Annotated in this window: 27 protein-coding genes; 2 read left to right on the forward strand and 25 right to left on the reverse strand. The window is 60.6% G+C overall.

Annotated features, from left to right (window positions below; translation table 11 throughout):
* Positions 1-204 precede the first annotated feature (204 nt).
* On the reverse strand, positions 205-1875 hold the full coding sequence (locus Q6A47_RS01370) for a hypothetical protein (protein WP_304482684.1): 1671 nt from the start codon (positions 1873-1875) through the stop codon (positions 205-207).
* 1320 nt (positions 1876-3195) lie between these two features.
* Here Q6A47_RS01370 and Q6A47_RS01375 point away from each other — a divergent pair.
* Positions 3196-3828 (forward strand): DUF2971 domain-containing protein, encoded by a 633-nt coding sequence (locus Q6A47_RS01375; protein ID WP_304482685.1) that lies wholly within the window; start codon positions 3196-3198, stop codon positions 3826-3828.
* Positions 3829-4387: 559 nt separating this feature from the next.
* Here Q6A47_RS01375 and Q6A47_RS01385 read toward each other — a convergent pair.
* A complete protein-coding gene (locus tag Q6A47_RS01385) occupies positions 4388-4882 on the reverse strand; it encodes a hypothetical protein (protein ID WP_304482822.1) in 495 nt (164 codons plus the stop codon).
* A gap of 169 nt (positions 4883-5051) precedes the next feature.
* Between Q6A47_RS01385 and Q6A47_RS01390 the strand changes: the two genes are divergently transcribed.
* Entirely contained in the window at positions 5052-6968 is a 1917-nt protein-coding gene (locus Q6A47_RS01390) for a methyl-accepting chemotaxis protein (RefSeq protein ID WP_304482812.1), read from the forward strand.
* 62 nt (positions 6969-7030) lie between these two features.
* Here Q6A47_RS01390 and Q6A47_RS01395 read toward each other — a convergent pair whose 3' ends face one another.
* From Q6A47_RS01395 to Q6A47_RS01505, 23 genes are all read right to left on the reverse strand, one after another.
* A complete protein-coding gene (locus tag Q6A47_RS01395; protein WP_304482813.1) occupies positions 7031-7549 on the reverse strand; it encodes a lysis system spanin subunit in 519 nt (172 codons plus the stop codon).
* On the reverse strand, positions 7549-8187 hold the full coding sequence (locus Q6A47_RS01400; RefSeq protein WP_304482688.1) for a glycoside hydrolase family 19 protein: 639 nt from the start codon (positions 8185-8187) through the stop codon (positions 7549-7551). Before Q6A47_RS01400 ends, Q6A47_RS01395 begins: the two co-directional genes overlap by 1 nt.
* A 20-nt stretch (positions 8188-8207) precedes the next feature.
* Positions 8208-9260 carry a phage late control D family protein gene (locus Q6A47_RS01405; RefSeq protein ID WP_304482689.1) on the reverse strand — a complete coding sequence of 351 codons (1053 nt, stop codon included), beginning with the start codon at positions 9258-9260 and terminating at the stop codon, positions 8208-8210.
* Between the two features lie 57 nt (positions 9261-9317).
* Positions 9318-9524: a tail protein X gene (locus Q6A47_RS01410; RefSeq protein ID WP_304482691.1), complete on the reverse strand. Its 207-nt coding sequence runs from the start codon at positions 9522-9524 to the stop codon at positions 9318-9320.
* Positions 9499-10341 carry a phage tail protein gene (locus Q6A47_RS01415; RefSeq protein WP_304482692.1) on the reverse strand — a complete coding sequence of 281 codons (843 nt, stop codon included), beginning with the start codon at positions 10339-10341 and terminating at the stop codon, positions 9499-9501. Before Q6A47_RS01415 ends, Q6A47_RS01410 begins: the two co-directional genes overlap by 26 nt.
* Positions 10342-10349: 8 nt before the next feature.
* A complete protein-coding gene (locus tag Q6A47_RS01420; RefSeq protein WP_304482693.1) occupies positions 10350-12950 on the reverse strand; it encodes a phage tail tape measure protein in 2601 nt (866 codons plus the stop codon).
* Between the two features lie 131 nt (positions 12951-13081).
* On the reverse strand, positions 13082-13378 hold the full coding sequence (locus Q6A47_RS01425; protein ID WP_295485020.1) for a phage tail assembly protein: 297 nt from the start codon (positions 13376-13378) through the stop codon (positions 13082-13084).
* A 24-nt stretch (positions 13379-13402) separates the two neighbouring features.
* Entirely contained in the window at positions 13403-13912 is a 510-nt protein-coding gene (locus tag Q6A47_RS01430; protein WP_295485018.1) for a phage major tail tube protein, read from the reverse strand.
* Between the two features lie 12 nt (positions 13913-13924).
* A complete protein-coding gene (locus Q6A47_RS01435) occupies positions 13925-15091 on the reverse strand; it encodes a phage tail sheath subtilisin-like domain-containing protein (protein ID WP_304482695.1) in 1167 nt (388 codons plus the stop codon).
* A gap of 86 nt (positions 15092-15177) precedes the next feature.
* Positions 15178-15609 carry a phage tail assembly chaperone gene (locus Q6A47_RS01440; protein WP_304482696.1) on the reverse strand — a complete coding sequence of 144 codons (432 nt, stop codon included), beginning with the start codon at positions 15607-15609 and terminating at the stop codon, positions 15178-15180.
* 13 nt (positions 15610-15622) lie between these two features.
* Positions 15623-17824 (reverse strand): phage tail protein, encoded by a 2202-nt coding sequence (locus Q6A47_RS01445; protein ID WP_304482698.1) that lies wholly within the window; start codon positions 17822-17824, stop codon positions 15623-15625.
* Positions 17817-18422 carry a phage tail protein I gene (locus Q6A47_RS01450; protein ID WP_304482700.1) on the reverse strand — a complete coding sequence of 202 codons (606 nt, stop codon included), beginning with the start codon at positions 18420-18422 and terminating at the stop codon, positions 17817-17819. Before Q6A47_RS01450 ends, Q6A47_RS01445 begins: the two co-directional genes overlap by 8 nt.
* Entirely contained in the window at positions 18419-19306 is an 888-nt protein-coding gene (locus Q6A47_RS01455) for a baseplate J/gp47 family protein (RefSeq protein WP_304482702.1), read from the reverse strand. Before Q6A47_RS01455 ends, Q6A47_RS01450 begins: the two co-directional genes overlap by 4 nt.
* The gene (locus Q6A47_RS01460; protein WP_304482704.1) at positions 19303-19629 is read right to left on the reverse strand and encodes a GPW/gp25 family protein; all 327 of its coding nucleotides are present in this window, start codon (positions 19627-19629) and stop codon (positions 19303-19305) included. The genes Q6A47_RS01455 and Q6A47_RS01460 overlap by 4 nt, the downstream gene beginning before the upstream one ends.
* Before the next feature lie 4 nt (positions 19630-19633).
* Positions 19634-19834, reverse strand: coding sequence for a hypothetical protein (locus Q6A47_RS01465; protein WP_304482706.1), 201 nt, complete (start codon positions 19832-19834; stop codon positions 19634-19636).
* 40 nt (positions 19835-19874) lie between these two features.
* Positions 19875-20435 carry a phage baseplate assembly protein V gene (locus Q6A47_RS01470; protein ID WP_304482707.1) on the reverse strand — a complete coding sequence of 187 codons (561 nt, stop codon included), beginning with the start codon at positions 20433-20435 and terminating at the stop codon, positions 19875-19877.
* Complete coding sequence (locus Q6A47_RS01475; RefSeq protein WP_304482708.1) at positions 20432-20962, reverse strand: hypothetical protein; 531 nt, start codon at positions 20960-20962, stop codon at positions 20432-20434. Before Q6A47_RS01475 ends, Q6A47_RS01470 begins: the two co-directional genes overlap by 4 nt.
* Positions 20955-21617: a hypothetical protein gene (locus tag Q6A47_RS01480; protein WP_304482710.1), complete on the reverse strand. Its 663-nt coding sequence runs from the start codon at positions 21615-21617 to the stop codon at positions 20955-20957. The genes Q6A47_RS01475 and Q6A47_RS01480 overlap by 8 nt, the downstream gene beginning before the upstream one ends.
* Entirely contained in the window at positions 21614-21934 is a 321-nt protein-coding gene (locus Q6A47_RS01485) for a head-tail joining protein (protein WP_304482712.1), read from the reverse strand. Before Q6A47_RS01485 ends, Q6A47_RS01480 begins: the two co-directional genes overlap by 4 nt.
* A gap of 2 nt (positions 21935-21936) precedes the next feature.
* Complete coding sequence (locus tag Q6A47_RS01490) at positions 21937-22209, reverse strand: hypothetical protein (RefSeq protein ID WP_304482713.1); 273 nt, start codon at positions 22207-22209, stop codon at positions 21937-21939.
* 1 nt (position 22210) lies between these two features.
* Positions 22211-23239, reverse strand: a complete 1029-nt coding sequence (locus Q6A47_RS01495) for a major capsid protein (RefSeq protein ID WP_304482714.1) — start codon at positions 23237-23239, stop codon at positions 22211-22213.
* A 10-nt stretch (positions 23240-23249) separates the two neighbouring features.
* Complete coding sequence (locus tag Q6A47_RS01500; RefSeq protein ID WP_304482715.1) at positions 23250-23600, reverse strand: head decoration protein; 351 nt, start codon at positions 23598-23600, stop codon at positions 23250-23252.
* A 13-nt stretch (positions 23601-23613) separates the two neighbouring features.
* The gene (locus Q6A47_RS01505) at positions 23614-24834 is read right to left on the reverse strand and encodes a S49 family peptidase (RefSeq protein ID WP_304482716.1); all 1221 of its coding nucleotides are present in this window, start codon (positions 24832-24834) and stop codon (positions 23614-23616) included.
* Between the last annotated feature and the right edge of the window lie 2 nt (positions 24835-24836).

The following is a 24836-nucleotide window of genomic DNA, read 5'->3' on the forward strand; positions in this document are numbered from 1 at the left end:
AGGCAGGTGTGAATAGATCCGCGCGGACGGCAATTGCAATTCGTCCGCTTACGTGGGAACAGTCAGGCCCATGATCACACCCGCGTGAAATTGGAGACTCAGGATAACCTGCTCCCCTGAACGTCTATCCAATCTAGTCACTATCGCAGTCGCCCCCGCGACGCCGAGCCGAGAGGCGCCACCGCCGCGGGAACGACAGTGCAGTTAAGCCGTACCGGTGCCGCCGCGGTTGGCATTGCCGGGCGTCTGCATTTCATGAGTCTCGGCCTGGGTATCGGCGTTGCTCACCTGAGACTCCAGATCGTCGGTGGGTCGATGGCTACGGATCCTTCGAGTGAGAGTGCTGGCACTGGCAGCTAGCTCATCGGTCATTCTGCCGGTAGCCGCCAAGGCGCGTTGCCCTGTTTCCACAACACTACGACTCACTTGCGTTCCGGTCTCCAAACCGCGACGGGCGACTTGCGCACCCAGATGCCCTCCCGCACGCCCCACGTCATATCCGAATTGCGCGCCAGTCAACGCGGCGTTACCCAGGGCGCGGGGAGCAGAACGCAGCGCTTCTTTCGGTTTGGCGTGGTTGTCATCGTTAAGCCAAGCCTTGCCCTTGTCAGATAGTGTGCTCGTCATCGATGCAACGAAGGCCCAGATACCGAACGCAACGCCGGTTCCAAGCGTATTGATGGAGGTCCCCACAATGGTCTGAGCAGCAGGACCGGAAACCGCGTTGGTGCCCACGCGCTCGGCCGCAGCGCGAGCTGCGAACGTCACGCCCAAGCCAAAGTACCCGCCGCCAAAGCTATTGGCGCTGATGAGCGCTTTGCCCGCAGCGTCAAGCGCATTGGCGGGCACGCCAAGGAGCATGTTGCCCAGTCGCTGCCCTCCGTGCCCAATGGCCGACAACACACTGCCTTGCTTTGCAGCCTTGTAGACAGAGAACCAGTCTTGTTCACCCTCCAGCGTGCGACGCACACTGGCCTGATCGGTCGTGTCGAGTGAAGTTCCCGCATCACGCAAGCCGAACAACAATGCCTCACCCCGCTCTTGCCGAGCGGTCTGAGCGTTATGCTTGAGGTTGGCCGTGGCGAGTCCAGATGCATAGTTACGCAGCGGTACCGCGATTTTATTGAACAGGTCTGCAGCCTCGGGCCGACCGGATAACCTCAACGACGCCGATACGGTCCCGGTAATGACCGCACCGACCAGGTAGGTTTGAATCTGCTTGGCATCCTCAAGCGCTTCGCGAATAGCCCCCTGCTGCTTAGCTTCCAGTCCCCTGGCCACGTCAGGGTGAAGTTTGTCTGCTGGTGCTTTGAGAAAGAAGGCGTCCGCTTTCGCTTCCGCGAACAGGCGCTGGAAGAACTCATCCGGGTAATGGGCCTCCATGCCCCCTACCCCGCCCTCGGCCGCGGCTTTGAGCAGTCCATTGTCGATTTCGCCGAACACGAACTTGGTTACATCGCTGACAATCTCGGGCTTGGCAAACTGGGCGGCCACGACGCCGGTAAAGGGAAGACCGCCCACCAGGGCGGTTCCGTGAGTCGCATAACGATCGAGCCGGCCAGCATTTTCCATGGTGCTGCGGATTGCCGCGAGGTTCTCGCCTTCTTGCAAAAGCCGCTCACTTCGGCTGTCCGCGATCGAATCCAGCATCTCGTGCTGTGCTCGCGCCAAATCAGCCTCAGCGGGGGTCGCCTGGGGTGACACGGGCAGACGATACTGCGCAAAGCGATCTCGCATGTAGTCGCGTACAGCGGTGCGCTCTGTCTGGTCGGTAATAGCGCCGACGCCTTGGGCCTGCACAGCATGCTGGGCGGTTTCTGCCTGTGCCCTATCAGGGGTGTGAAGATGTGCGACGTGAGATCCGTTGATATCCATCAGATAGGCCTCATTGTTGAATAGCCATTGCCAGGAGTGTCAGAGCGCGTATTAGTTATGCCAGCGACTCTTCCTTCGTGCTGCCCTAGCACGTACTTGAGCGTGAATCGGACAGGAGAATGATCCGCATGAATCACGCAGTGGGCTGAGTGTGAGTGGTTGGCGAGCTCAGCCGGTTCCATGGAAAAGGCGTCGTACTGGCAGGTGAGGAACGAGCCCTGCTGGGGTCGCTGATCGCCCCTCTGGCATAGGCTAAGGTCGCGGGGGACATTGCTAGCGAAGGAGACTTTTTGGAGCGCTCAAATGCATCCGGCTAGCGGTGTGCTGTCTCCCGCCATCAGGTTCAGACATCCAAGGTATTCTCGCGGGCGAAGGTTTACGTCTGCGTGTAAACTTGCGCCCTTTTTTCGATTCATCCTGGGCCGATGTCACTCCATGTGCCGCCAGTACGTCTGTGCCCTTTGATCATTGCCAAGGCGACATAGCCTTTGTCGCGGGGGGATGAGCCCGTTGGCAAGCGGTAGGCCGTGCCGCCTGCGCTTAGAACCCCTGCAAACCCGCTAAAACGCACTGGAAACATGCACCTCCGGAGACCGCATGATAGAGCCATCCAAGCCAGTAATTACGCGCGCTGAGCCATCTAGAAGGTTCTCCGTGGCCCCGATGATGGATTGGGGCTACGTCTCCTGAAAGCCTCTATCTATGCGTTCTCCAGAGATCAGCTCTGCAGGCTGTACCATTTTTGTACCAACAGGTCGCTCACACCTGAAGGCATTGAATGACATGGATTGGCAAACGGTTTTCGCTTTTTTGCCCAACCCCATTAGCGGCGTCTGGCTCAGAAAAGGCCAGCCTGCCGCTCGCATGACGGTAGCACCGATGATGGCATCCATACCTCCAAGCATATAAATTACAAAGTCTGCACAGCATCAGCTCCGATTCCGTACCAATTTTTACCTAGCTTCCTCCCACCGCAGCACCTTGTCGGCGAGTCTCGCCTAGTGCCATCATCGTGCCTGCCATGACTAGCATTCTTACAGCTAGGTATCACGGATGAACGCTGCATGCCAGTATCGAACGTGCTGGCATACATAACCCCCTAACCCTTCATATACGCCAACATCCATGTATTACAAGTACAGAGCTTGTGCCCAACGAACGTGGGAAATACTTATTAATAGAGAGTTATATTTCTCCCTGCCATGTAATCTTAATGACCCCCTTGACGTCTCAATTGACCTCAACGCCGAGTATGAGCGAACCAAAGCTATAATTCGAGATAGCGACCCAAACCCAGATGGCAGACGTTCTTTTCTTCTGATGCTCCTCGACGACCACAAAAGGATTAGTAAAAAATCAGGGAACGAAGTCAGCTTAAATCAAGCAATATACGAATATATACAGACTAGGGGCGTACTCTCACTATCAATGAATCCGCATGACGCATTATTATGGGCGCATTATGCGGACGGCCACAAAGGCGTCACTTTAGGATTTAATGACACCCTTCTTGACATTGAGCATACTGGACATGGCAAAGTAACATACCATGCCAGCCCACCTTATGTAGAGAAATTTATTGAATTAGTTGACGAATTCGAAACTTTCTGCCGCCCATGGGATGGAGCCACCTACTCAGACGAACGAGGAAAAGAGTTTTACAACAAACAACTAGACACCATGTTCCAAGCTGGACTTTACTCAAAATCTGAAAAATGGAAGTATGAAGAAGAGTTTAGGATTATTGCCGAACCAGGAAACCATCCGTATCACCCCAAGGCGCTAGCCGAGATAATCCTCGGGGCGAAAACTTCTCCAGCCGATGAGAAAACAATAAAAAAAATCCTTGACCATCCAGATTACTCCCATGTCAAACTTAAAAAAGTATTCAACCCGCCAGGAACTTTTGACTTCCTTAGCCGCGAATTAACGGAGGACGTATCGGCCGACTAGTTGATCCACTCGACTATCAGCAGCGCTGAGGCGATCACAAAGTACGACTACACACCCCGATTGTGCTGGAGTACTGACGAGAAAAAAAGCGCTCAAACCCTACACGCAAAGGTCTTGAGCGCTTTTTTGCACCTAATTGCGACAAACTCAAATGGCATCGAGGGGCGTGGAATGGCGATCGGCTTGCCCCATTTTGCCCCAGGCAGTGACGTGCAATTGGTGCGCCGAGCTGTTGCTACAGTCACCGTGCTAAGGCATAGTGATTGGACCAGTCCGACCTGCTCACAAGACCTAAAGACTCCGGCGATACCAACTGTGACCTCGTCAACAATAGGGCTGACGCGAACTAAATGCGCTGAAATAATGCCCTAATCCCACCTAAAAATCTCAGTAATGGATCTTGCCCATGGAAGAAAAGGCCGCCCTAACCGCTGACACTCTTGAGCTTTTACATCTGAACCAGATCGCTATAAGGGCTGCTATTGAGGAGCTATCGTTATGGATTAGCGAGAGGGGATCAGTACAAACCCACGATAACGTCATGGGCGCCCTACGAGCTTTAGACGTGAATGCTGATGCGATCTGGACCAGTATAGCGGAGTTGCGTAAGTAAGCCAGCCGACTGATAAGATCTTTCTGTACCGGCATGTCTTACAAGAACTTCATGAGGCACAAGCAATTCAGCGCAAAAACTTTTACACTTTAATATTATCAAATAAATCGACACCCACAAACCACACACCACGCAACCTTCAACCGCAGCCTTATAGCTTGACATTTGTAATGCAGGATCGGAAGCCACAATAGCAACTTCAACATCAACACACCCAAACCAAAAGACCAACTCAGCAAAGCCCTGATACATCAGAGTCAAAATAGCAGCATGGAGATTCGATAAATAACATGTGAAAATTTTGAACCTTACCCGCCGCTTATTGTCTTTCCGCGCACTCAAATTCATCATCTCCCGAACGGAAAACCATGCAAAAGTTATGGCTTTGAAAAATAAATCTATATTCGCTAATAAAGCTTTGCCGCTCGCTGCCGAAAACATCTCAACGGATTGAGTTTCCTGGCTATGGCAGGCTGCTAAAAATTATCCTTGGCCCAAAAACGTACAATTTTATACGTGCGCCCGAGGTAGCTGTACCCACCGTGAGAGATTGACGAGGCCTGCCGTGCTGAAGAACGCCCCTTTGAGTACAAAGCTAATACTGATTCTGATGTTTCCACTATTGGGATTCCTAGCCTTCGCCGGAATCTACGTAGCGGATAAACGCGAAACCCTGAGCGAGATGAATCGCGCAGTCACCGCCACTACTACGGCTAGGAAGCTCAGCGATGTGATCACTGCCATCCAACGTGAGCGCGGCGCCAGTGGCGTGTTTCTTGGGAGTGGCGGCAAAACAATGCAGGACAAGCTTCACAGTCTGCGTCTAGAGACGGACGCAGCGGTTGGTGCGATGCGAAACCAATCGCTGGAAGACCTAACCTCCCCTGATAAAATGCTGCGAGCATTGAATGATATAGCCGAACTACGTAGCAGCGTGGACAGGCTGGCGATAAACAACGTGGAGTCCGGTGCGAGATTCACCGACCTTATTAGGAATTTAGTTAGCTTCTCCTATACTCTAGAAACTAGTATCGAAGACCCAGAAATCCTAAGAGCGCTGAGCTCACTCAATCAGTTCGCAGACATGAAAGAGCGCGCTGGTAGAGAACGTGTGCTGCTCGGCCTGGCATTCAACCAAAACCGCTTCGATGCATCGCTGCTCTCACGCTTCAGCCGCAACATGGGTGAGTTTTCGGGCTATTTCGAAGCCTTCCAGCGCTGGGCGCCTACGGAATATAAAGATAAGTTAGATAGGGTGTTGCAACAACCAGCCTCACTTGAGGTAGCGCGCCTGCAAAAACTTGGCTTCGACACCCCGCTGGGCGAGCCGTTGAACTTCAAACCTGAAGACTGGTTCAACTTGGCGACAACCCGTATTGATATGATGGCCAAAGTTGAGACCGAGCTTGCTCAAGCGGTTGTTGGCCTCACCGACGCCCAGCGCAATGAAGCAGAGACCAGTCTTTATGTTGCCAGCGCGACCGTAGTTCTGATGCTGGCGGCGGTCCTCTGGCTCGCGTGGATTATTATTCACAACATCCGTGTCGCCGTGGTGGATGTCAACCGTACCCTAGTTTCGCTCGCCACTCGGGACATGACGGCCCGCACCAGCTATTTAGGCAAGGACGAGTTCGGCGAGATCGCCCGTAACTTGGATAACATGGCTCTGCAGATTAGTGAAGTAATTAGCGAGATTGGCAGCGCCACCGCACAAGTTGCTACTGCGGCCGAGCAGTCTTCGGCGGTGGCGCTGCAAACCAGTAATAGCGTCGCTCAACAGCGCCAGGGCACAGATCAAGTGGTCACGGCCATCAGCGAGATGAGTTCCACTGTCAAGGACGTGGCGAGGAGCACCACCGAAGCGGCGGAGATGTCACATCAGGTAAATACCAGCACAATCCAAGGCAAGACGGAAATCGAGAACACCATTAACCTGATCAAGGGACTTGAGCTTCAGGCCGAACAGACGGCTACAATCATTCAGGAACTCAAGGGCGAAAGCGACTCCATCTCGTCAGTGCTAGATGTCATTCGTGGAGTCGCCGAGCAAACAAACTTGCTGGCATTGAACGCCGCAATTGAAGCGGCTCGGGCTGGCGAGCAGGGCCGTGGCTTTGCTGTGGTCGCGGATGAAGTTCGGAATTTGGCGCAGAAGACACAGGATTCCACAGTCAGTATTCAGAACATGATTTCCAACCTGCAATCAGGCTCCGAGCGAGCGGCCTCCTCAATGCAGGAAACACTGGGCAAGGCCCAGGAAGGCGCGAGAAATGTTGTACGCGCAGGTGAGTTGCTTGAAGAAATCACTGAAGGGATGGCAAAGATGAGTGATAGCAACATTCAAGTAGCATCAGCTGCTGAACAGCAGAGCCAAGTGGCCGAAGAAATTCATCGTAACGTCTCCGATATCAATATGCTGGTGATCCAAGTAAGTGCAGGGGCCGAACAGACCGCATCTACTAGCAGCGAACTGGCGCGTCTGGCTGAACATCAGCAAAGGCTTGTGGAGCGGTTCAAAGTAAGTTGAGGGAGGAAGAGGGCGGGCTCGGGTGGATGTTGAGACATCCACCCGGCTCGCCTGTTTGCCAGTTACTGCAGTGTCATTTGCCGCACGTAGGCCTGACAGGCCTTCAAGGCGATGATGGCTCGGTCGCCTTCGTCGGTGATGGCGACAATTCGTTGAGCATGCGCTGGGTCAAGGTAGGCGCGTACGGGGCCATGTACCACGCCTCCGGTGGCGGGGGCTTCTGGCAGCCCACAGCCACGATCCGGGGTTGAGGTGGCGTCGAGTAAGACTGACAGCCGCTGATCAGCAGTAGCGAGCCGGTCACGCAGACGAGCCTGAGCGCTCTGTGCATCATTCATCTCCTTCCAGTGAGTTTGTGCCGAAGCTGCCAAGCGCGCCTCCAGCTCTTCGCGTTTGTCCTGATGGACCTGCAGCTGCGCGATCACCGCCGCCGATGCCGCCTCACGTTCAGCCTTATAGCTGCCGGCCTGCTCGGCCAGTTGCTGGCCGTAGCGCCAGTCCTGCCAGGTCCAGCCTGCCCAAGCGCCTACGCAGGCGCCCAGCAGCAGCGCAAGGATTGCCAGGCGACCATCCGGCGAAATCACTGCAGCACCTCAAGCGCACGCGCGTACAGCGCCTTGCGGTCATCAAGGCCGCTGGTACCGCCGTTGATGCGTTTGGTGATGGTGAGCAGATCGCCTTGGTCAGCGAGGGTGTTCAGGCCGGCTTTCTGCCAGAACCAACCCGCAGACATCGCCGCATACACCGGATGCTCCAGTAATTCCGGTGTGCTCAGCAGGCGGCTGTCCCCGAATAGCGCCTCGCTGCAGGCGGCATAGTTGTCACGGCCGGTGACTTGGATCAGCCCCCGGCCGCGATACCGCCAGCCATCGCCCGAGGCTTCGGGTCCGTTGCCCATTCGCCCGCTATACACCGCATTGGCGAAGCGCTCCGGGCTGCCGGCCAGTTCATCAGCGCGCGGTACCAGCGATCGCCACCGACTGCCGGCAGGCGAGCTCTGCCCGATCTGGCGGATGCGGTCGGCGCGGTAGTTGAGGTTTTCAATCAGGGTCCGCAGTTGGCCCGACTCGTGACCGATCTGCGCGAGGAATGCAGCCATGCGCAGACGGCTGACGATGCCGTACTTGCCCATCGTCGCATTGAGCCCAGGAACAAAAACGCCGGCTTGGCGGCCGGCGTTCGGGAGGATCTGCTGCAGCTGTTGTTCTGTGACTGCCATTGAAGTGTCTCCTGTGAAAATCAGTTGGGTTTAATGTCCACGGTGCGCATTGGCTTGGTCGCTTTTTTCTTCTTACCCTTGGCCTTCGATTTGCCTTTCTTGCCGCCATTACACTCGACGACCGTCGTCCAGCCGGAGCCGTTGAATGTGTGCTCGACGCCGTCGACCAGGTATTCACCATCCAGCCCATTCTTGAAGCCCTGGGCGTTGATCGAGCGCTCGGCAAACAGGTCAGTACGCCCCATCATCTCCAGCCGCACACCGGCCGTGCTGCGGTTGAATGCGGCCAGCCGCGCCCGGGCGGCCTGCTCGGCAGCCTTCTGATCGGGATAGACGTGCCGGTCGGTATGCACCGCTGGAACGCCGGCAGGCGCGTCGTCGTTGTTCAGTTCCACAGTCTTGAGCACGCCGGTCTTCTTGTTCTGATGCTTGGTCTTCACCGCCTTCTGCGAACTACGGTCACCCAGGTGGAACGAGTAGCGCGCCACGTCTTCACGCCGGATCACCACCGCACCGAATGACTTGCCGCCAGGGGTTGTGCCGCCTTGGCGGGGCATCACCAGCAGCTGGCCATTCGCGACCTTGGCCGTGCAGTCGTACTGCTTGGCCAGGCGGGTCATGAAGTTGAAGTCCGACTCGTTGCGCTGATCGACGCGCGGCACCTTCGTCTGCACGTTGCAGCCAGGCTTCCAGCCGTTGCGTGCTGCCACGTCGCTGACGATCTGCGAGAGCGGCACGTTCTCCCAGCTGCCGCTGCGCGTAGTCTTGCCGCTGCCGCGCATGTCGCTCGCCTTGCCGCGCAGAGTCAGGGTGTCGGGCGGGCCGGTCAGCTCGAGCTCGTCGACGGCATAGCTGCCCAAGCGCGCCAGAGGGCGACCTTCGTAGCCGAGGAAGATCTCGATCTTGGCGCCGCGCCGGGGCAGCGTGACCGCCTGCTCGCGATCATCGATGTGCAGCTCAAACTCGTCCGACTCCATGCCAGGCTTGTCCTTGGTGCGCAGCAACAGCAGTCGGTCGTTGATCAGCGCCGTAATGTCCCGGCCATCCGCGACGATGCGAAACATCGGTTTCATTGGCCCTCCAGTAACGAAAAGCCCCGCATTAGCGGGGCTCGGTGAATGGGTACAGGGTCAGTCCCACAGCGTGATTTCTTCGGCATCGGGCTCTGCTAGGTCAGGCAGGGTGATCAAAACCCCGGCGCGGTACGGCTGCGGCTCATCGCCCAGCCCTTGGTTGGCCTGCAGCACCGCTTCCACGGTGCCGCGCAAGTGGCCGTAGTGCGCCTGGCACAGGCTGTCGAGCAGATCCCCGTCAGACGTTCTGCATGTCAACGCCATACTTCACGAACTCCAGCGAGAAGGTTTGTTTGCGCGGGATGCCGCCAGCCAGCAGCGACGACTGCTCTTCGTCAACGCTGATCAGGCACCAACTGCCCAGCACCGAGCCGTAGCCGGTAGTGAGCATCATCGGCTTGAGCTCGCGCGCGATACCCCGCAACGTATCAAGCTGGCCGATCCCACCCTTGAACGTCGGGAAGATCGCTCCCTTGATCGTCAGCCGATCTTCACCCTGTCCGATTCCTTGTTGCGCGATATCGCGCGACAGCCGCTCCTGACCCTGCCAACGGTACGCAGTTTTGCGACTGAGCTCGTCGAATGCCGCTGTGTCGAGATTGAAGTAAAACGTGCGGCCACCGGGCTTCATGGGCTGCATCACCAGCAGGTGAGCGAACGGCTTCACCGCTGCAGCTGCAGACGAGCCTGCCGGCTTGATCGCACCCGTCGGCAGGATACCGGGCGTCCTACCCAACTGCCCCGCCATGCGATTTGCGGCCGAGCTGGCTCGTCCCGTCTGCGAGCCCAGCACCGTGAGCACTTCCTGCACCGCCGTCGTGCCTGGGGTAGACGGCCCGCCCTTGTTCGCCACCTGGGTCGCAAACCGTTGTGCGGCCCGGATCGCCCTCAAGCCGCGCTGCAGCTTCGCCCCTCTCTGAGGATCCAGTGACGCACGCCGCTCCAACTCGTCAGCCGCGAGCGTCATGCCCATGACGGCCAAGTTCAGCGGGTCGAGCATCCCGCCTGGCCCATTGCGACCGGCCTCACCGGCCGCAACGATCGAGGACAGCACCTTCGTCATATGCTCTTCGTATGCCATCTCGCCTCCTAAGCAACGTCCGGTGAGTCATACAGTCGGCCCGAGGCCATTCGCGCCCCTGCGTCCCGCTGCCAGCCATCCCACATGCTGCGCAGCGTGGCCTCGGCCGAACGCACGACCGTCGCGGGATCCTTTACATCCCCTTGCACCGTCAGCGTCACGGACGGCGAGAAGGTGAACGCTTGATCCACCTGCGGCGCAACTGGCTTGGCCGGCGCCGCTGCGCTGGCCAACTGCTCGGCACTCGGGGCAGGCGGCGCTGCAGCAGCCAGGTCGCGGGCAACCTCGCCCGGCGCCTTGGCCACCGCCTGCGGCTTGTCTTCACCGAACAGCTTCAGACCCAGCCAGCCACCGAGCGAGTCGCCGCCCATACTGCCCAGGGCCGCACCAATGGCCCCGCCGATGGCCGTGCCGATGATCGGTACAACCGAGCCAATGGCCGCACCGGCAGCGCCACCAGCCAGGGCACCGGCCAGGCCACCAGCGGCCGAGCCGTAGCCCTCGGCCTTCTCGTCCTTGGTTTCTGCCGTGAGCGCGGTGTCGAGCACCTTCAACCCCGAATCGATTACTGCACCGCCCGGGACCAGCTTCGACGCCTTGCCGGCCACGCTCAGCGCTTTGCCGAACCGGCCCAACTGTGCTGCCCCGGCAAGCGGTGCCGCCGTAGTCACAGCGGGTACGGCTGGCACTGGCGAACGCGCTACCGCACGCCCTACCCCGCGCCGGCCGGATCGGGTAAGCCGGCCATCACGGCCACGCCGCGCGGCACGACCACTGCGCCGGGACCGGCCTGGGCCATCACCGCCAGGGCCACCCCCTATTCCACCCAGCGCGCCGGCATTGACCACGAACACCTTCAGGGGCTCACCGCCCAATGGCGAGCCGGGATCGTTGCTGGCCGGGGCGCCGAGCACTTTGCCCAGTGCACCCAGCCCGGCGTCGATCACTGGGTTTCCAGTGCTGGGGGTTGCAACCGCGCCGGCACCGGCACGACCTGCCGTGCGCTCCATCAGACGACCGCGAGCCAGGTTCATTACACCGCGCCCAATCTTCAGCGCGCTGCGCGCCGTGGCCAGGGCGGCGATGCTGGCCACGACAGCAGCGATCCCCTGAACAACCATCGGGAAGCTATCGCTCAGCCAGGTCAGGCCATGGGCCACGGCCTTGGCGCCCTTGGCAAACGCATCAGTCGCCGGCCGGATCGCATCGCCCACGCTACGCATGCCGTCATCTACCGCCTGCAGCGTTTCGGACCAGATCTGCGCGGAGGTCTCGCGCCGCTCGGCCAGGTTCTTGTCCAGAATACCCGTGGCTTTCTGCGAGTCAGCCTTGAGCTCGTTGTACAGCCCACGGTTCTGACCGTAAGCGGTGAGCGCCGCCTTGACCTGCATGTCCGCGAACAGATCACCCGTGCGCAGGGTCTTCTCCAGCGCCTCGAGCGCGGCCTTGGCTTTCTCCGGATCGACCTCCTTGTCGATCTTGGCTTGAGCGTCCTTGAGCTTTTTCGCCTTAGCCGGATCAGTTGCCTGCACGTACTGCATGGCCAGGGCCATCGACGCCTCGATGACGTTCATGCCTTTCTGCAGGCCGGTATTGAGCGATGCTTGATAGTCGATGCCGGCATCCTTGTACGCCTTGACCACGTCACCAGCGCCGATCTTCTCCATCCAGTTTTTGAAGTTATTCGCTGCCTCATCCGAACTGCCGGCAGTCTTCATCTGCACCTGCAGCATCGATCCGAGCGACGTCACCGCCTCCATGCCGGTGATGCCGTTCTTCTCCATGCCGGCGAGCAGTTGCGGGAACCACTTGGCCATGTCGTTGGCCTCGAAGCTGCCCGCCTGGCCTTGGAAGGCGATAGCCTCCAGTGCCTGCTCCATCACCCTGGGATCGGTGATCTTGGCGTTCTGCTGCAGCGCCATGATCATGCTTGCCGTGTCGACGCCGGACGCGCCCTGCCCCACCGCGAACTTCGACGCCACCTTCGCGTAGGACATGGCTTGATCCAGCTCCATGCCGGCACCGACTAGCTGGTTGATCAGATCCGCCACATCGTTGCGCGACATGCCGGTATCGCCCGACGTCTGGATCACAGCACGGCTGAGCTCCACCTCTTTCGGTGTGTTCGCCGCGTCCGACTTGATCGCAATGTCACGGATAATCGCTTGATAGTCCGCGCTGATCTTCGTCGGTACCGCCGCCAGGCCAACGCCGACCGCCGTCGCACCCACGGCGGTTTTCAGCGACGAGCGTCCCGCCGCGATCTGCTGATGACCCTTGACCTGCAGATCTGCAGCTTTGGCTTCACGGCCCAGGCGCTGATACTCCCGCCCGAGCCGGCCGACCTCGACGCCTTGCTTGCGCAGCGCATCGAGGTTGGTGTTCAACTTGCGCAGCAGCTTGTCGGCCGAGGCAGCACCGGTATCGTGCGCCCGCTTCCACTCCGTCTGCAGCTTCATCGTTTCGCCGATGGTGCTCTTGAGCACCTTGGCCTTGTCGCCTTTCTTCGCCAGCTTGTCGATGCCGCCTTCCACGGTGCGGAACGCATTACCGACAGAGGACGCTACGGCGCCGCCGAGCACCAGCGACAACGAAACCTTGTTCGCCATCTGTTACCTCCCGTGCGGCTCAATCCGTGAGCCACCAGACCATGTCCGACCAGGGCATGGCCTGTATGTCTGCATGCGAAAACCCGAACTCACGGGCCAGCCGCTTGGCCAGCCCCTTCTGCAGGGCAGCGTTAAAGCTCGTCTTCCTGCACCAGGCGAAAGTAGCCGGCCTGCAGGCGCGTGTAATCCTTCAGGGCCAAACCTTCCAGATCCTTGACGCCGACTTGGGCCAGCGAAGCGAACAAGTTCAGTTCGGTCTGCTCTTCGTTGCCGCTGGCCGTGGCCTGCGCGGTGCGGATATCACGCACAGTGGGGGCGCGCAGTGTGATCTTGTCGGCGGTAATGCCGTTGAGCTCGGTTGGCTTGCTCAGCGTCACGATCACGCTGTCAGGGCCTAGGGTCATGTAAGCGGGCAATGGCTTGGCCATTTTTCAGTTCCTTGTCTGGTTGGGTTACAGGCCGAGGGCCTGACGTTGGGCGGCGAGCTGGTCGACGCCATTGATCACACGCTTCATGCCGAGCGCATCGATCTCATAGATGACCTGGCCGTCGACTTCGAGCTTGTAGTAAGTCACGCCGACCGAATGCTTGATCTCGGCCTTGTCGCCCGGCTTCCAGTCGCCCAGGTCCACTTCCTTGAGCGAGCCGCGCAGAGTGACAACCACCGGCTTGATCACGCCCTTGAGCCCCTTGAAGGCGCCCCGGAAGGTGCCGTTAAACGCAGTGCCGTCAGCCAGGCCGAAGAACTTCAGCGACTCACGGCGCACCCCGGTGGTGGTGAAAGCCGCTTCTTGCTTCTCCATGCCTTGGTCGAGCTCGACCGGCATATCCATGCCGCCCGCACGGTGCTCTTCTGTCTTGAGCGTCAGCTTGGGCAGGGTCAGGCTCGGCACGTCGCCTTGGAAGCTGACGCCGTCGACGAACAGGTTCAGGTTGGCCAGGGTTTCGGGAATCATTGCCATCTCAGTTGCTCCTTAAGCGCGGCCGTCGAGGACTTCGGTCAACCACTGGTTGGTGACCTCGACGCGGAAGTTGGGGTTTTCGGCAGGCGGTACGTCAGTGAACCGGATGTTCCAGTACACCTTGCCCTGCTCCAGCTGGCTGGCCGTGTTCAGCTCGGCGTCGGCGTACACCTCGAAGTTGATGATTGCGCCCTGGGCCTTCAGGTCGCGCATGAACGCCTGCAGGCCCTCGGTCACGTCCTTGACGTAGGTGGCCGTGATCGAGCGATCCACTGCCCACTTGTGGCCGTAGAGGATGGCTTCCATCACGATGTCCATGGTGCGCACGCGAGTGACGAAGGCCCACTTCGGATCGCTCGACAGCGTGCGGTTGCCCCACAGGCGGAAGCCGTCATCGCGGATGATGGTGGTCACTTTCGCGTTGTTCAGCAGGTTCGCCCTGCAGCTTTCATCGCCATCGAGAAACTCCACCGGCCGCCCGGTACCGGTGATGCCGACGAATTCCTTGTTCGACGGCGATGCCCAAAAACCGTACTCACTGTCGGTCCAGGCGAACAGGCCGGCCACCCAGGCCGAGCTTGGCGCGTCGACCGTCGCACTGGCGTCTGTGTCCCACAGTTTCACGCCCGGATCGACCATGTACGCCCGCTTCGCGCCAAAGTTACCGGCATAGGCGATCGCCGCCTCATCGGTCGTGTTCGGCCCGTCGATGATGGCGATGCCGCGGACTTTGTCGGCCAGTGCAACCAACGCGGTACCGACCGCCTGGGTCGCGCTGTGCTTGGGGGTGATCAGCAGCCGAGGCTGTGCGTTGAACCGGCTTTTGCCGTCGAGCAGCGCCTGCAGGCCGGTGCGCTTACCGTCCGCGAGCACGCCGCCGATGATCGCCGAGATCTGCTCGGCGGGTGCATCGACCTTGACCACACCGCAGGCGACGATCACCGCCTTGGCGCGAGTGAACACCGCCCGGCAGGCCTTGGTGATGGCCGCATTCGGCCCGAACGCCGCGACAGCTTCGCGCTCGCTGGTGACCAGCACCAGGTCGTTGGCCTCGGCCGACGCATCAGCGCCAGGTGTGAAAGTGTCGACCAGGCCGATGATCGAGGAAGACGGCAGCGCGATTGTGCGTGCCCCGGTATCCACGTTGGTGACAGTGACGCCGTGAAAGAATCCAGCCATGTTTGCTTTGCTCCAGATGTGAAAAGGCCCCGCATCAGCGAGGCCTGTGGTACAGCAGAAATGAAAACGCCCCGGCAATAGGGGCGTCAGGTCAGCAGCTCACTGATCCAGCCAGGCGGCACCGGCCGGTGCTCCAGCTCAGGGAACGCGTCGGATTGCGGCCAATCCCGCAGCGCCTGCATGTACCCCAGCAGTTCGCCGAACTGATCGGCTGTCAGCGTCGTATCGCGCGACAGATCCTGTTCATCGCGATGACGGTCGCGCAGCCACTGCACACCCGCCAGTTCCTTGTCCCGCCACTTGCGCTCTGCGGCACCGAGCTCTTCAACGCCAGGCGGCGATGGGTCCACCAGAATCGGCAGGCCCTTCTTGTCGTGACCACGCACCTTGCCTGGGTCAGGGTTGGCAATGACGGAGTCGTATCGCTCATCATCGATCTGGACTGCATCTTTAGGCAGGTCTGTGTGCCTGCCCTCTAAGTAACAGCACCCCGTGGAGCGGCTGTAGAAACGCTTCATGCACTCACCTTTGTTAGTAGCCGATGGCGAACCAAGACACAGATCCCGTGCCGCTGTTCGATAGTGTCAACTTGGTTGTGCTTACCTCAGCCACTTCAACCACCTCATGCTGAGAGCCGTTGACGTTGCCGATCGAACTGGCGATCGCAGTGAAGATTGCGCGCGGCATCGCGATGTTCAAACTCACCGCCGCACCACCCGGTGGGATCTGATTGGCACGCCCCCATTGCAGCGTGAGGCCACCCAGCCAACGCGGCAGAATGATGTAGCCATTTTGCGCCAGGCTCACCGCGAAACCGTCTACCAACTTCGCCACCAGCCTCGCCGAATTGAGCCACTTAGTGTCATCGACGCCTTGCAGCACTTCATCAATGCTAGCCAAGTGCCCGTCATGCATCAGTCTTCGGGTCGGCGTCCAGACGCCCGATGCACTGCACGACCGTACTCTTACATCAACATCAGCACGCCCTTGCGACACAGCGATCTGCGCCGCAAAGCCGTTGGTGAGATACGGCAAGTTCAGCACCGAGCTGTAACCGAGCAGCGAAGTCGGGCCGTCGCCGAACGCATGGAACCCGCTGTTCAGCGTTGTCATATCAACGCTACTTGAACCCGCGAGCACGGGAACACCCAGGCCGACCTCACCGCGCTTCAACCCATCAGTGATGCCATACCCGGCCAGGCTCGTCGACTTGTTCGCTTTCGCTGCCAGCAAGTTGTCGGTCTGCGCAGCGGTGTAAGCGTCGGTGATGCCATAGCCGCCCAGCGTGATGGCGTTGTTTGCTTTCTTCGACGCGATGGCATCGACCTGGGCCTTCGTGTAAGTGTTCCCCAGGTCGGCCTTCGTGGCCGGGTCGAAGTTTCCGTTGTGCCACGCAAAGCGGGTAACGCCCCATTGATACGCACCGTTGGTGACGCGAAAGGCCAACTTCGGCTCACCACCAGCACCACCGAACACCAAGCCGATCTGCGCACCGTAGCGCTCATCGATGTACGGCAGATTCACGACCGCCGAGTAATTCGCAAACGAGGTTGGCCCTTCGCCGTACGCATAGAACCCGCCTGGCTGGCTAAAGTGATCGATCTCGCCGGCCAGGATCTCCTTGGCACCTAATCCGACCTCACCGCGCCTAAGTCCGTCAGTGATACCGTACCCGGCCAGCGTGGTAGCCTTGGCCGCTTTCGCAGCCAGCAGGTTGTTGGTCTCGGTGACAGTGTAAGCGTCGGTGATCCCGTAGCCGCCGAGCGTAACCGCGTTGTTGGCTTTCTTTGACGCGATGCTGTCGACCTGAGCCTTGGTGTAAGTGTTGCCCAGGTCGGCCTTTGTCGCTGGGTCGAAGTTCCCGTTGTGCCAAGCAAAGCGCGTCGGCCCCCAGGCGTTGAACCGGTCGGTGACGCGAAACGCCAACTTGGGCTCACTACCCTCCCCGCCGAACACAAGACCGATCTGCGCACCATAGCGTTCGTCGATGTAGGGAATGTTCACGACGGCCGAGTAGTTCGCAAACGAAGTCGGCCCCTCGCCGAACGCATAGAACCCGCCAGGCTGGCCGATGTGATCAATCTCCCCGGCCAGGATCGCAGAGACGCCCAGGCCCACTTCGCCACGCTTGAGCGCGTCAGTGATCCCGTAGCCGTCCAGCGTTGTCGGGTTATCGCCGAATTGAACGACTCCCCGCTCGTTGATCGTGACGCGCGTATACCGCCCTGCCACTTTGTTCGGCGGCAACACTTTGAGGATCAGCGAGTCGACGTACTCACGCGTAGCCAGCACCACCGAGGGATCGATCTTCAACTGCACGTTACTGGCACTGCTCACGATCAGGCTCATTCGCACCACCTGGGTACGACCCGAGCCCTGGCTCAGCAGCGGCTTGTACGTCGGCGCGCAGTTGGCAATGGCGATCAAGTCGCCGTCAGCGTCGTACAGCCCGATTTCGCGGATCCAGCGTCCACCGACGTCTGCCGGAATGACCTGCTCGGCCACGATCACGGCCTTGTCTTTTTCGTCAACGCTCAGTTGGTTCAGCGGCGCCCGGCGCCATTCGTTGAGCAGGCGAGTCTGTGTAGCATTGGGCGTCGGATCGGTACCGTTGGCATCGCCCACGCCCATCTGCGTGATCTTCCACGAGATACCCAAAGCATCCGCGTTGGCCTGTTTGGCCGCGCCCACATTGGTGAGGATGGCGTAAAACTGGGAGTTCTGGTCAACCATATTTAATGTCCAGTGTATCGATTGTATGGTCACGGCCACCCCGTCCGATCCGCCCCCGGACGTTGATGTCCTGCGGCGCCAGCGGGTAGACATGGAGCTCGTCGCCCTCGCTGATCGAGCAGCCCACGAAAAACGGCCCTTGAGTGCCCAGGCTGATCTGCAGGCCGATCATCTGCCGGCTCACCGGCCGCGCGTCATCGAGCAGAGCCGACAACTCGCGATAGGTCTCATCGCTGATGCCGCCGTTGGAAACGCCCACCTTCAGCGCGAACGTACCGGGCACGCCCTCCGGGGTCTGGTTGAACCACTCTTGCACCTCGATCAAATAGCCGAACGGCTCGACGATGCGCCGCAGCGCGCCGATCGTTCCTTTCCGAGCATGGACATGAAACGCCGAGCGGATGACCGAGCGCTTCACGTCGTCCGACCAGGTCTCGTCCCAACGGTCCACCGACCAGGCCCAGGCCAGTTGATACAACAGGCCGGGCGGACAGTTATCAGGGTGATACAGCGCGCGCAGGGGTATCGTCGGCGTCTCGTCAGCAGCCGCTTCCACGGCCCGCTCCAGGCGCGTGCTGTTGTGCGGTAGCAGGCTCACGGCACGGCCCCCTGTTTCAAACTCACAGCCGTGCACCACGCGGCCTGCGCCTTGGTCGGCCTCAGATCCTGCCAGCCGACCAACTCGACCCGACTGACGCCGCTGATGTGCAGCTGCGCGTCGATCGCCGAGCGCGCCACCTCGACGCCGAGCCGACGCCGTGGGTTCTTCCAGGCTTCGAGCCGACGCCGGCACTCAGCCAGCACCGCTTCCCCTTCCGGCCCCGAACCGGTCAGGTAGACGACGGCCTCGATCTGGTAGTGCAGGATCTCGGCGCTCTGAACATGCACGCGATCAGCCACCGGCCGCACGTCGTCATCGTTCAAGTGTCGAGCAACTTCGGCCAGCAGATCCGCGTCAGCTGCGCCGTCGCCCTCGACGCTCAGCACCGTGACGTCCACTTTGGCCGGGGCCGGGCTTTCCGCCGTCGCGTCGGCTACCCGGCCCGACGCGTTTCGCGCGTGCAGGATGTAGCTGTTGCGCGGGCCGGCCGTGGTCAAACCCTCATAGACCAGTTGCACGCGCTCACGCAGGGCTTCGTCGCCCTCGAGGATCGCCGGCACCGGAGGCACCGCAGTCAGATCCTCGGCCTGTACCAGCAGGCGCCGCAGGCTGACATTCGCTGCCAAATGGTCCAGATCGCTGCCCTGGGCATAGGCCAACAGCAGGGCCTTGGCCGCGTCGTTGATGCGCGAGCGCGTCGTGAGCTTGCGATAGGCGCCGACCTCCAGCAGCTTGCTCACCGGGTCGCTTTCCAACTGAGCCATCCAGTCGTCTCCCATGTGCTGCCGGAAAACGTCGAGATCGGCTTGGTACTGCTCTTCGTAGTCCAGGCTTTCCAGCACCTGCGGCGCCGGTAGCACTGTTAGATCGATCATGCTCACGCGCTCACCTCCACGATCATGTTGTCGCCCAGGTACACCCCGGCGAGTTCAAGCGTGATCTGCCCGCCGACCACCGCCGTTACGCGCACCCGCTCAAGCTGCAGCCGAGGCTCCCAGCGCCCGAGCGAGCGCGCCACCTCGGCCTGCACCGCACTCTTCCAGCCGTCATTAACCGGCAAATCCACGTAGCGGCGAAGGTCGCTGCCGTACTCCGGGCGCATGCGACGGCTGCCGATCGGCGTTGTCAGGATGTCTTCGATGGACTGCCGCAGATGGGCCACGCCCTGCAACGGCTGCCCACTCCGTCTGTCCACTCCGATCATGGCGTTACTCCAGGCGCGCGAAATCAGGGTGCTGCTCGAGGCAGGCGACAGCCTCTGCGTCGCTTGTCGGCACATCGATCAGCCCTGCGCGCACGGACAGCGGTCGCAGATCCGCCGTGAAGATCTGTCGCGACGTGTACTGCAGGTCACGAAACGTCACCACGGCCAGCGGCTGAGACGGCTCATCAGGTTTCTTGTTCGACATAAGATCTCCGGGCAAAAAAAAGCCCGCTCGAAGCGGGCTGTCAGTGTTTGTGGTTCGGGGTATTCCCGGCAGTATCGATGATTCGAGCACCGCCAAGAATGTCGCCAGTGACCTGCAGGGTGCCGTTGATGACCACCGGCCCGGTGATCGTGACGGTACCGGCCGTGGCCGTGATCGCGTCGTCGGTCACTACCACCTCGCTACCCCCGACCTTCACCGTCGCGGTGCCGCTGGGCAGCGTGATGGTGTAGGACTTGGCCTGCCAGTCGTACACCAGCGAGCCCCCATCATCGAATCGCCAGACCTCGACGTGATCTCGATTATCCGGGGGACCACCCGCATTGCCGTACAGGCCTGGCACGAACGTGCCCTGCGCCGGTTCCCCGCTAGGACTCACCAGCACGCCCTGCTCGCCCAGGCTCGGCGCGCGCCAGTGGCGGGCTTTGCCGGCTGCCTGGGCGTGCCAGCGCACCCACGCACTGGTCCAGTCATCGCCATCGGAAACGCGTACCATGGCTGCAGCCAGGTCCACCGCCACAACGCGGCAAGGGATCAGCAGGCCGGCCAGCATCCGGTCGTGTTGCGCTGACACATAGCTCATGTCAGCTCACCTGCAGGTGTGTAATCACCTTCATGGCCAGGGCCGACTTGCGGAGCAAAGCCCCACAGCAGCGTGCTGGCCGGTTGATCCGGCCAGGGCCATTCCTCGACGCCCAGGTAAATCACCTGCGTCCACTCGACGACCCACACGGCATAGCCGTCGAGTTCCGGTCGAGTCCAGTCCTGCTCAGCCCGCACGAACACTGCGTTCTCGATGGAAAGGCCCCACGTCTGCATGCGCAGCAACACCGTCAGCTGCGCACCGGCAAAAGCAGCGACCTTGAGCGCATCCTCGACCTCGCTGCCGACGATCACGCGCGCCTCGAACCGGGCTTCAATGCCGGTTTCGCCCGTGCCAGGATCCGGGCCGGGCTCCCAGCCGGCCAGCTCGATGACAACCGCAGGCAAAGCCAGTCGCTGCATCGGACCGGGCATGGCCGTCACCAGGGCCAGCCCTGGGATGGCAGCGCTGATCTGAGCCTCCATCGCCGCGTACAGCTCAGCCAGGGGAATCGGTGAATCATCCATTGCCTGATTTCCTCAGATATTTCTGCAGTTCAAAGTTCAGCTCTTGCTCCAGCACTTCGAGCAGCCGTTCATGCGCCCGCCCGGTCCAGGCCTCGAAGTGCGGCCGCACGCCCTCAAGCGAGATCTTGGCCTTGGCCAGCGGAAAGCGGCTGTCGCTCTCGGCGATCCAGCCCGAGCTCACGCCGCCCCCACCCGAGGCTTCGGTATCGGGGTAATCGCTGGCCTTAAAGTGCTTGCTCGCTGTGCGGATCCAGATGTCGGGCTTGTTGCCGTAGACCTTCTTGAAGAAGGCCCCCGCATACCGGCGCCCAGCGACTGACACGCCCGACTGGGTCTGCCGGGCTCTCCCTGCCCGGCTGGCCTCGATCGCGTTGATGCCGAACCAGAGCTTGCCCTGCCCGTTGCTGTTGATCGGGTAGGCCCGCAAGCGTTGCCGCACCGCAGCGATGGCGATCCGCTGCTCCCCACCGACCGCGCGGGCGATGTGCGTCTGTAGCCATCGCAGCGTCTTGTTCAGCGCACGGCGCTGGGCCGCCGCTGCGGCCTTCGGCACCAGGGCGGCGAAGTCCTTGAAGGCATCGATCTGGCTGGGATCGAACTGCAGGGTGATCAAGCCGGTGTTGGCCGACAGCTTGTGGTAGCTATCGACCATCACCGCACCTCCCGTAACGCAAAGTTGATCCAGCCTGTCCCGTCCGGCTCTCGCTTGACGATGATGTAACGACCGCCGCCGTCAGCAGGGGGTAAGTCGCACACCAGGTGCAGCCCCTCCTTGATACCGCTCGCTTCGGCAACCCTGACTGAGAAGGTTGGTTGCCGCAGGCCAGTGTTCAAAGTGCCAATTTTGGGCTGCTGCCAGGGTACGGACAGAAAGCCCTTGACCAGATCGACGAAACCCTCAATGGCGACTTCATCACCTAACTCGTCCAGCAGCGCGACGTCCATGTCAGCAACCGACTCACGAAACGTCATGATCAGTCACCCTCGTCAGAATCCTCGTCAGGGTCGCCGTCATCGTCCCCCTCTCCCGATCCGCCTTCAGGGTTCGGCACTGGCCCGCCAGCGCCACTTTGCCGACGGGGGCCGCGTCCGCCCTGCTCCAACTTGCCGCCTGCCGCGATCACCCCCTCTGCGAGTAACGCATCACGCAGCGCGATTGAAGGGGGCACGAAGACATCGCCCTCACGCACCACCTGGCTACCGTTCTGGATACAACCGCTGACAACTACGTATTCGACCTTGGCCATATCACACCACTTTGGCGAACAGGAAAGCATTGGGCTCAAGCAGCCCCGCCAGCGGCGCCGACTGAACCTTCAGCCAGCGCTGGCTCGGCTCTTGGGTGACCCAGCTTTTAGGGAAGCGCGCCGCTTCGACCAAGCCGCTTTCAATGGCCTCCATGTCCTGAATAGCCGCATACAGCATCGCGTTGCGAGTCCCAGAAGAACCGAGGATCAAGCCGCCTGACGGCACCAAGGGCTTCTCACCGCCTTCGTCGTCCAGATACCACTCGTCGTAGGCGTACAGATCAATACCGGGATCGTTGAGGTAACCGAGGTAAGTGACCCCATCCGGCAGCAGCTCCGGCTTGATCAGACCCAGGTCGACGCGACGATTGTTCAGTTGCTTGAGCACCGACTCGTTGCTGTGGAAGGCGTCCTGCGCTTCCGCACTCAGCACCGCGATGTTTGCAGAGCGCCCCGAATCCTTGGCGACCAGGCGCCGCCACTGGCGAAGGTTGGCGATCGGATCGGAGTCGGAGGTATTCCAGCGACCCGCTGCCAACGTGACCTTGTGGGTGTCCTCCATGCGGAAATCAATGGTGTCGTCCACCCCTTCGCCGATAACGCGGAGGCGCCCAGTAGTCAGCGCCTGAGCGCACATCCATTCTTCGCGCCGCGTGATCTCGCTGTCGAGGTCGACCAGATCGCGCCCGAGACGCTCAGCGGCGCGCTCCAGCGGAGTTCGAGTCGAAAATGGGCTTTCCCCTGCACCACGCTTGAGGATCAGCCCCGCGCTCGTGACACGCTTGGGCTGAATGTACGGCGGTTTGTAGGTAGAGGACGCGATGCCGGCGCGCTGCGATACGCTGCCAGGCAAGGTGGGGTGAACGAACGGCGCCATTTTGCGCTGCCCTTTGATGATGTCGATGGTCACCGTTTCGGTGCCAAAGGTCTCAGGCAGGGCGCCGTTGAAGAAGGTGTCCATCAGGAAGCGACGCGGCGTTGGCATCTGCTCGATGGCTTCCATCATGGTCAGGGTGTCAAAAATATCCATTGGAGCTCCGTTATCGAATGAAGAGGCAGAGAGGACGCAGCGCCGCCTTCACGGCAGCCAAGGTCCAGCCTTCGCCGAGGATGAGGTGTTTGCCCAGCACTTGGCCGGTCAGGCGCACAGGGACGCTCTTGGTGCCGTCGGTGGTGTCGACGTCCTGATCCAGAATCGCCATCGGGACTTGCGAGCCGTCTTCAGCGCCTGCCTTGCTGAGCAGACATTCATGGCTGGCCTTGATCTGGCCAAGCACCGCGCCACGGGCCAGCTTCTGGCCGGCAGCAATCACTGCGGTATCCATGACGATGGGGAAGTCACCCGCCGAAAGCTCGATGGGCTGGTAGGAACTGGTTACAGGGTTTGGCATGGGAACCTCCTAATTAACGGCGCGAAGCGCCTGCCACGATTGCGCTGACAACACTTTTGCGCTCACCTTCTTTGCCGCCTGCAGGTGCAGCGGCACCCGTGACGCCTTGGGCATCACTCTTGATACCGGCCAGCGAAATGCCACGGTCCTGCGAGGCTTTGAACAACGTCAGGGCAGTAGCCTCGACCGAGCTGCCATCATCGATGGCGGCGTCGATCTCCTTCTCGAAACCCTTGACCGACAGGGCGTTGATGCCCTTGATACGGTCACGCTCGGCCAGGGCGCCCTCGGTGCGGATCGCTGCAGTGTCGACCGTCTCGGCCTGGGCGATCTCGATGGTGTTTGGATCGGTACCGGCCGCAATGGCAGTACGCAGTTCAGCCGTGGTCTTGACGGTGGTCATGTTGTGTATCCTCGGGGAGTTGATGGCCGGTTTGGCCAGTTCGGTAATCAGGGATTCCAGCGAGCCCGTGCGATGGGCCAGGCCGTGCTTGACGGCGTCTGCACCCACGCGGATGCCGCCGTGATCGCCCATCTCGGGCACCTTCTCAGCAGCCACCCCGAGGTTGCGGGCAACCTTGCTCACGAAGACCTCGGCCATGGCGTCGATGGTTTCGCCCAGCTTGGCGCGGCCCTCCTCGGTGCCCAGGTCGGGCCGCTTGTTCGGTGCGTTGCGGCTCACGATCTGGTAACGGGCTCGGCCTGCCTTCTTGTCGTCCTCGACAACGGCCTCGACCACTACACCGATGCTGCCGGCCAGACTGGCCTCATCGATGACGATCTCGCCCGCTGCCGAAGCGATCCAATAGGCGGCGCTGGCTCCGATGCCACCGATGTAGGCGACGATTCGCTTACGCGATCGGCCGGCATAGATCATCTCGGCCAGTTCGTTGATGCCAGAGGCCACGCCACCAGGGCTGTCGATGTTGAGCACGATGGACTTGACCTTGGGGTCGTCCAGCGCGCGCTGCAGGTCCGTGGCCAACACCTGGGTGCTGGTAGCGCCGCAGATCTCGGTAAACAGGTTGGCGTAGCGGAAAATCGGCCCGATAACAGGGACCACAGCGACGTTCCCGCGCATGGTCACTCGCCGCGTTTCTTCCAGCCGCTCGCCACGCTTGGTTGCCAGCGCTACCGGATCACCCATGCGGTCAGAGATCGTCAGCAGGTTATCCAAGGCGTCAGGCAGCATCAGCCAGGGCTGCGAAGCAGCCAGCTCGAGTGCTCGAGACATTG

Origin of the sequence: Pseudomonas boreofloridensis (assembly GCF_030580795.1) — a bacterium.
In the GTDB taxonomy this organism is placed as follows: Bacteria; Pseudomonadota; Gammaproteobacteria; order Pseudomonadales; family Pseudomonadaceae; genus Aquipseudomonas; species Aquipseudomonas boreofloridensis.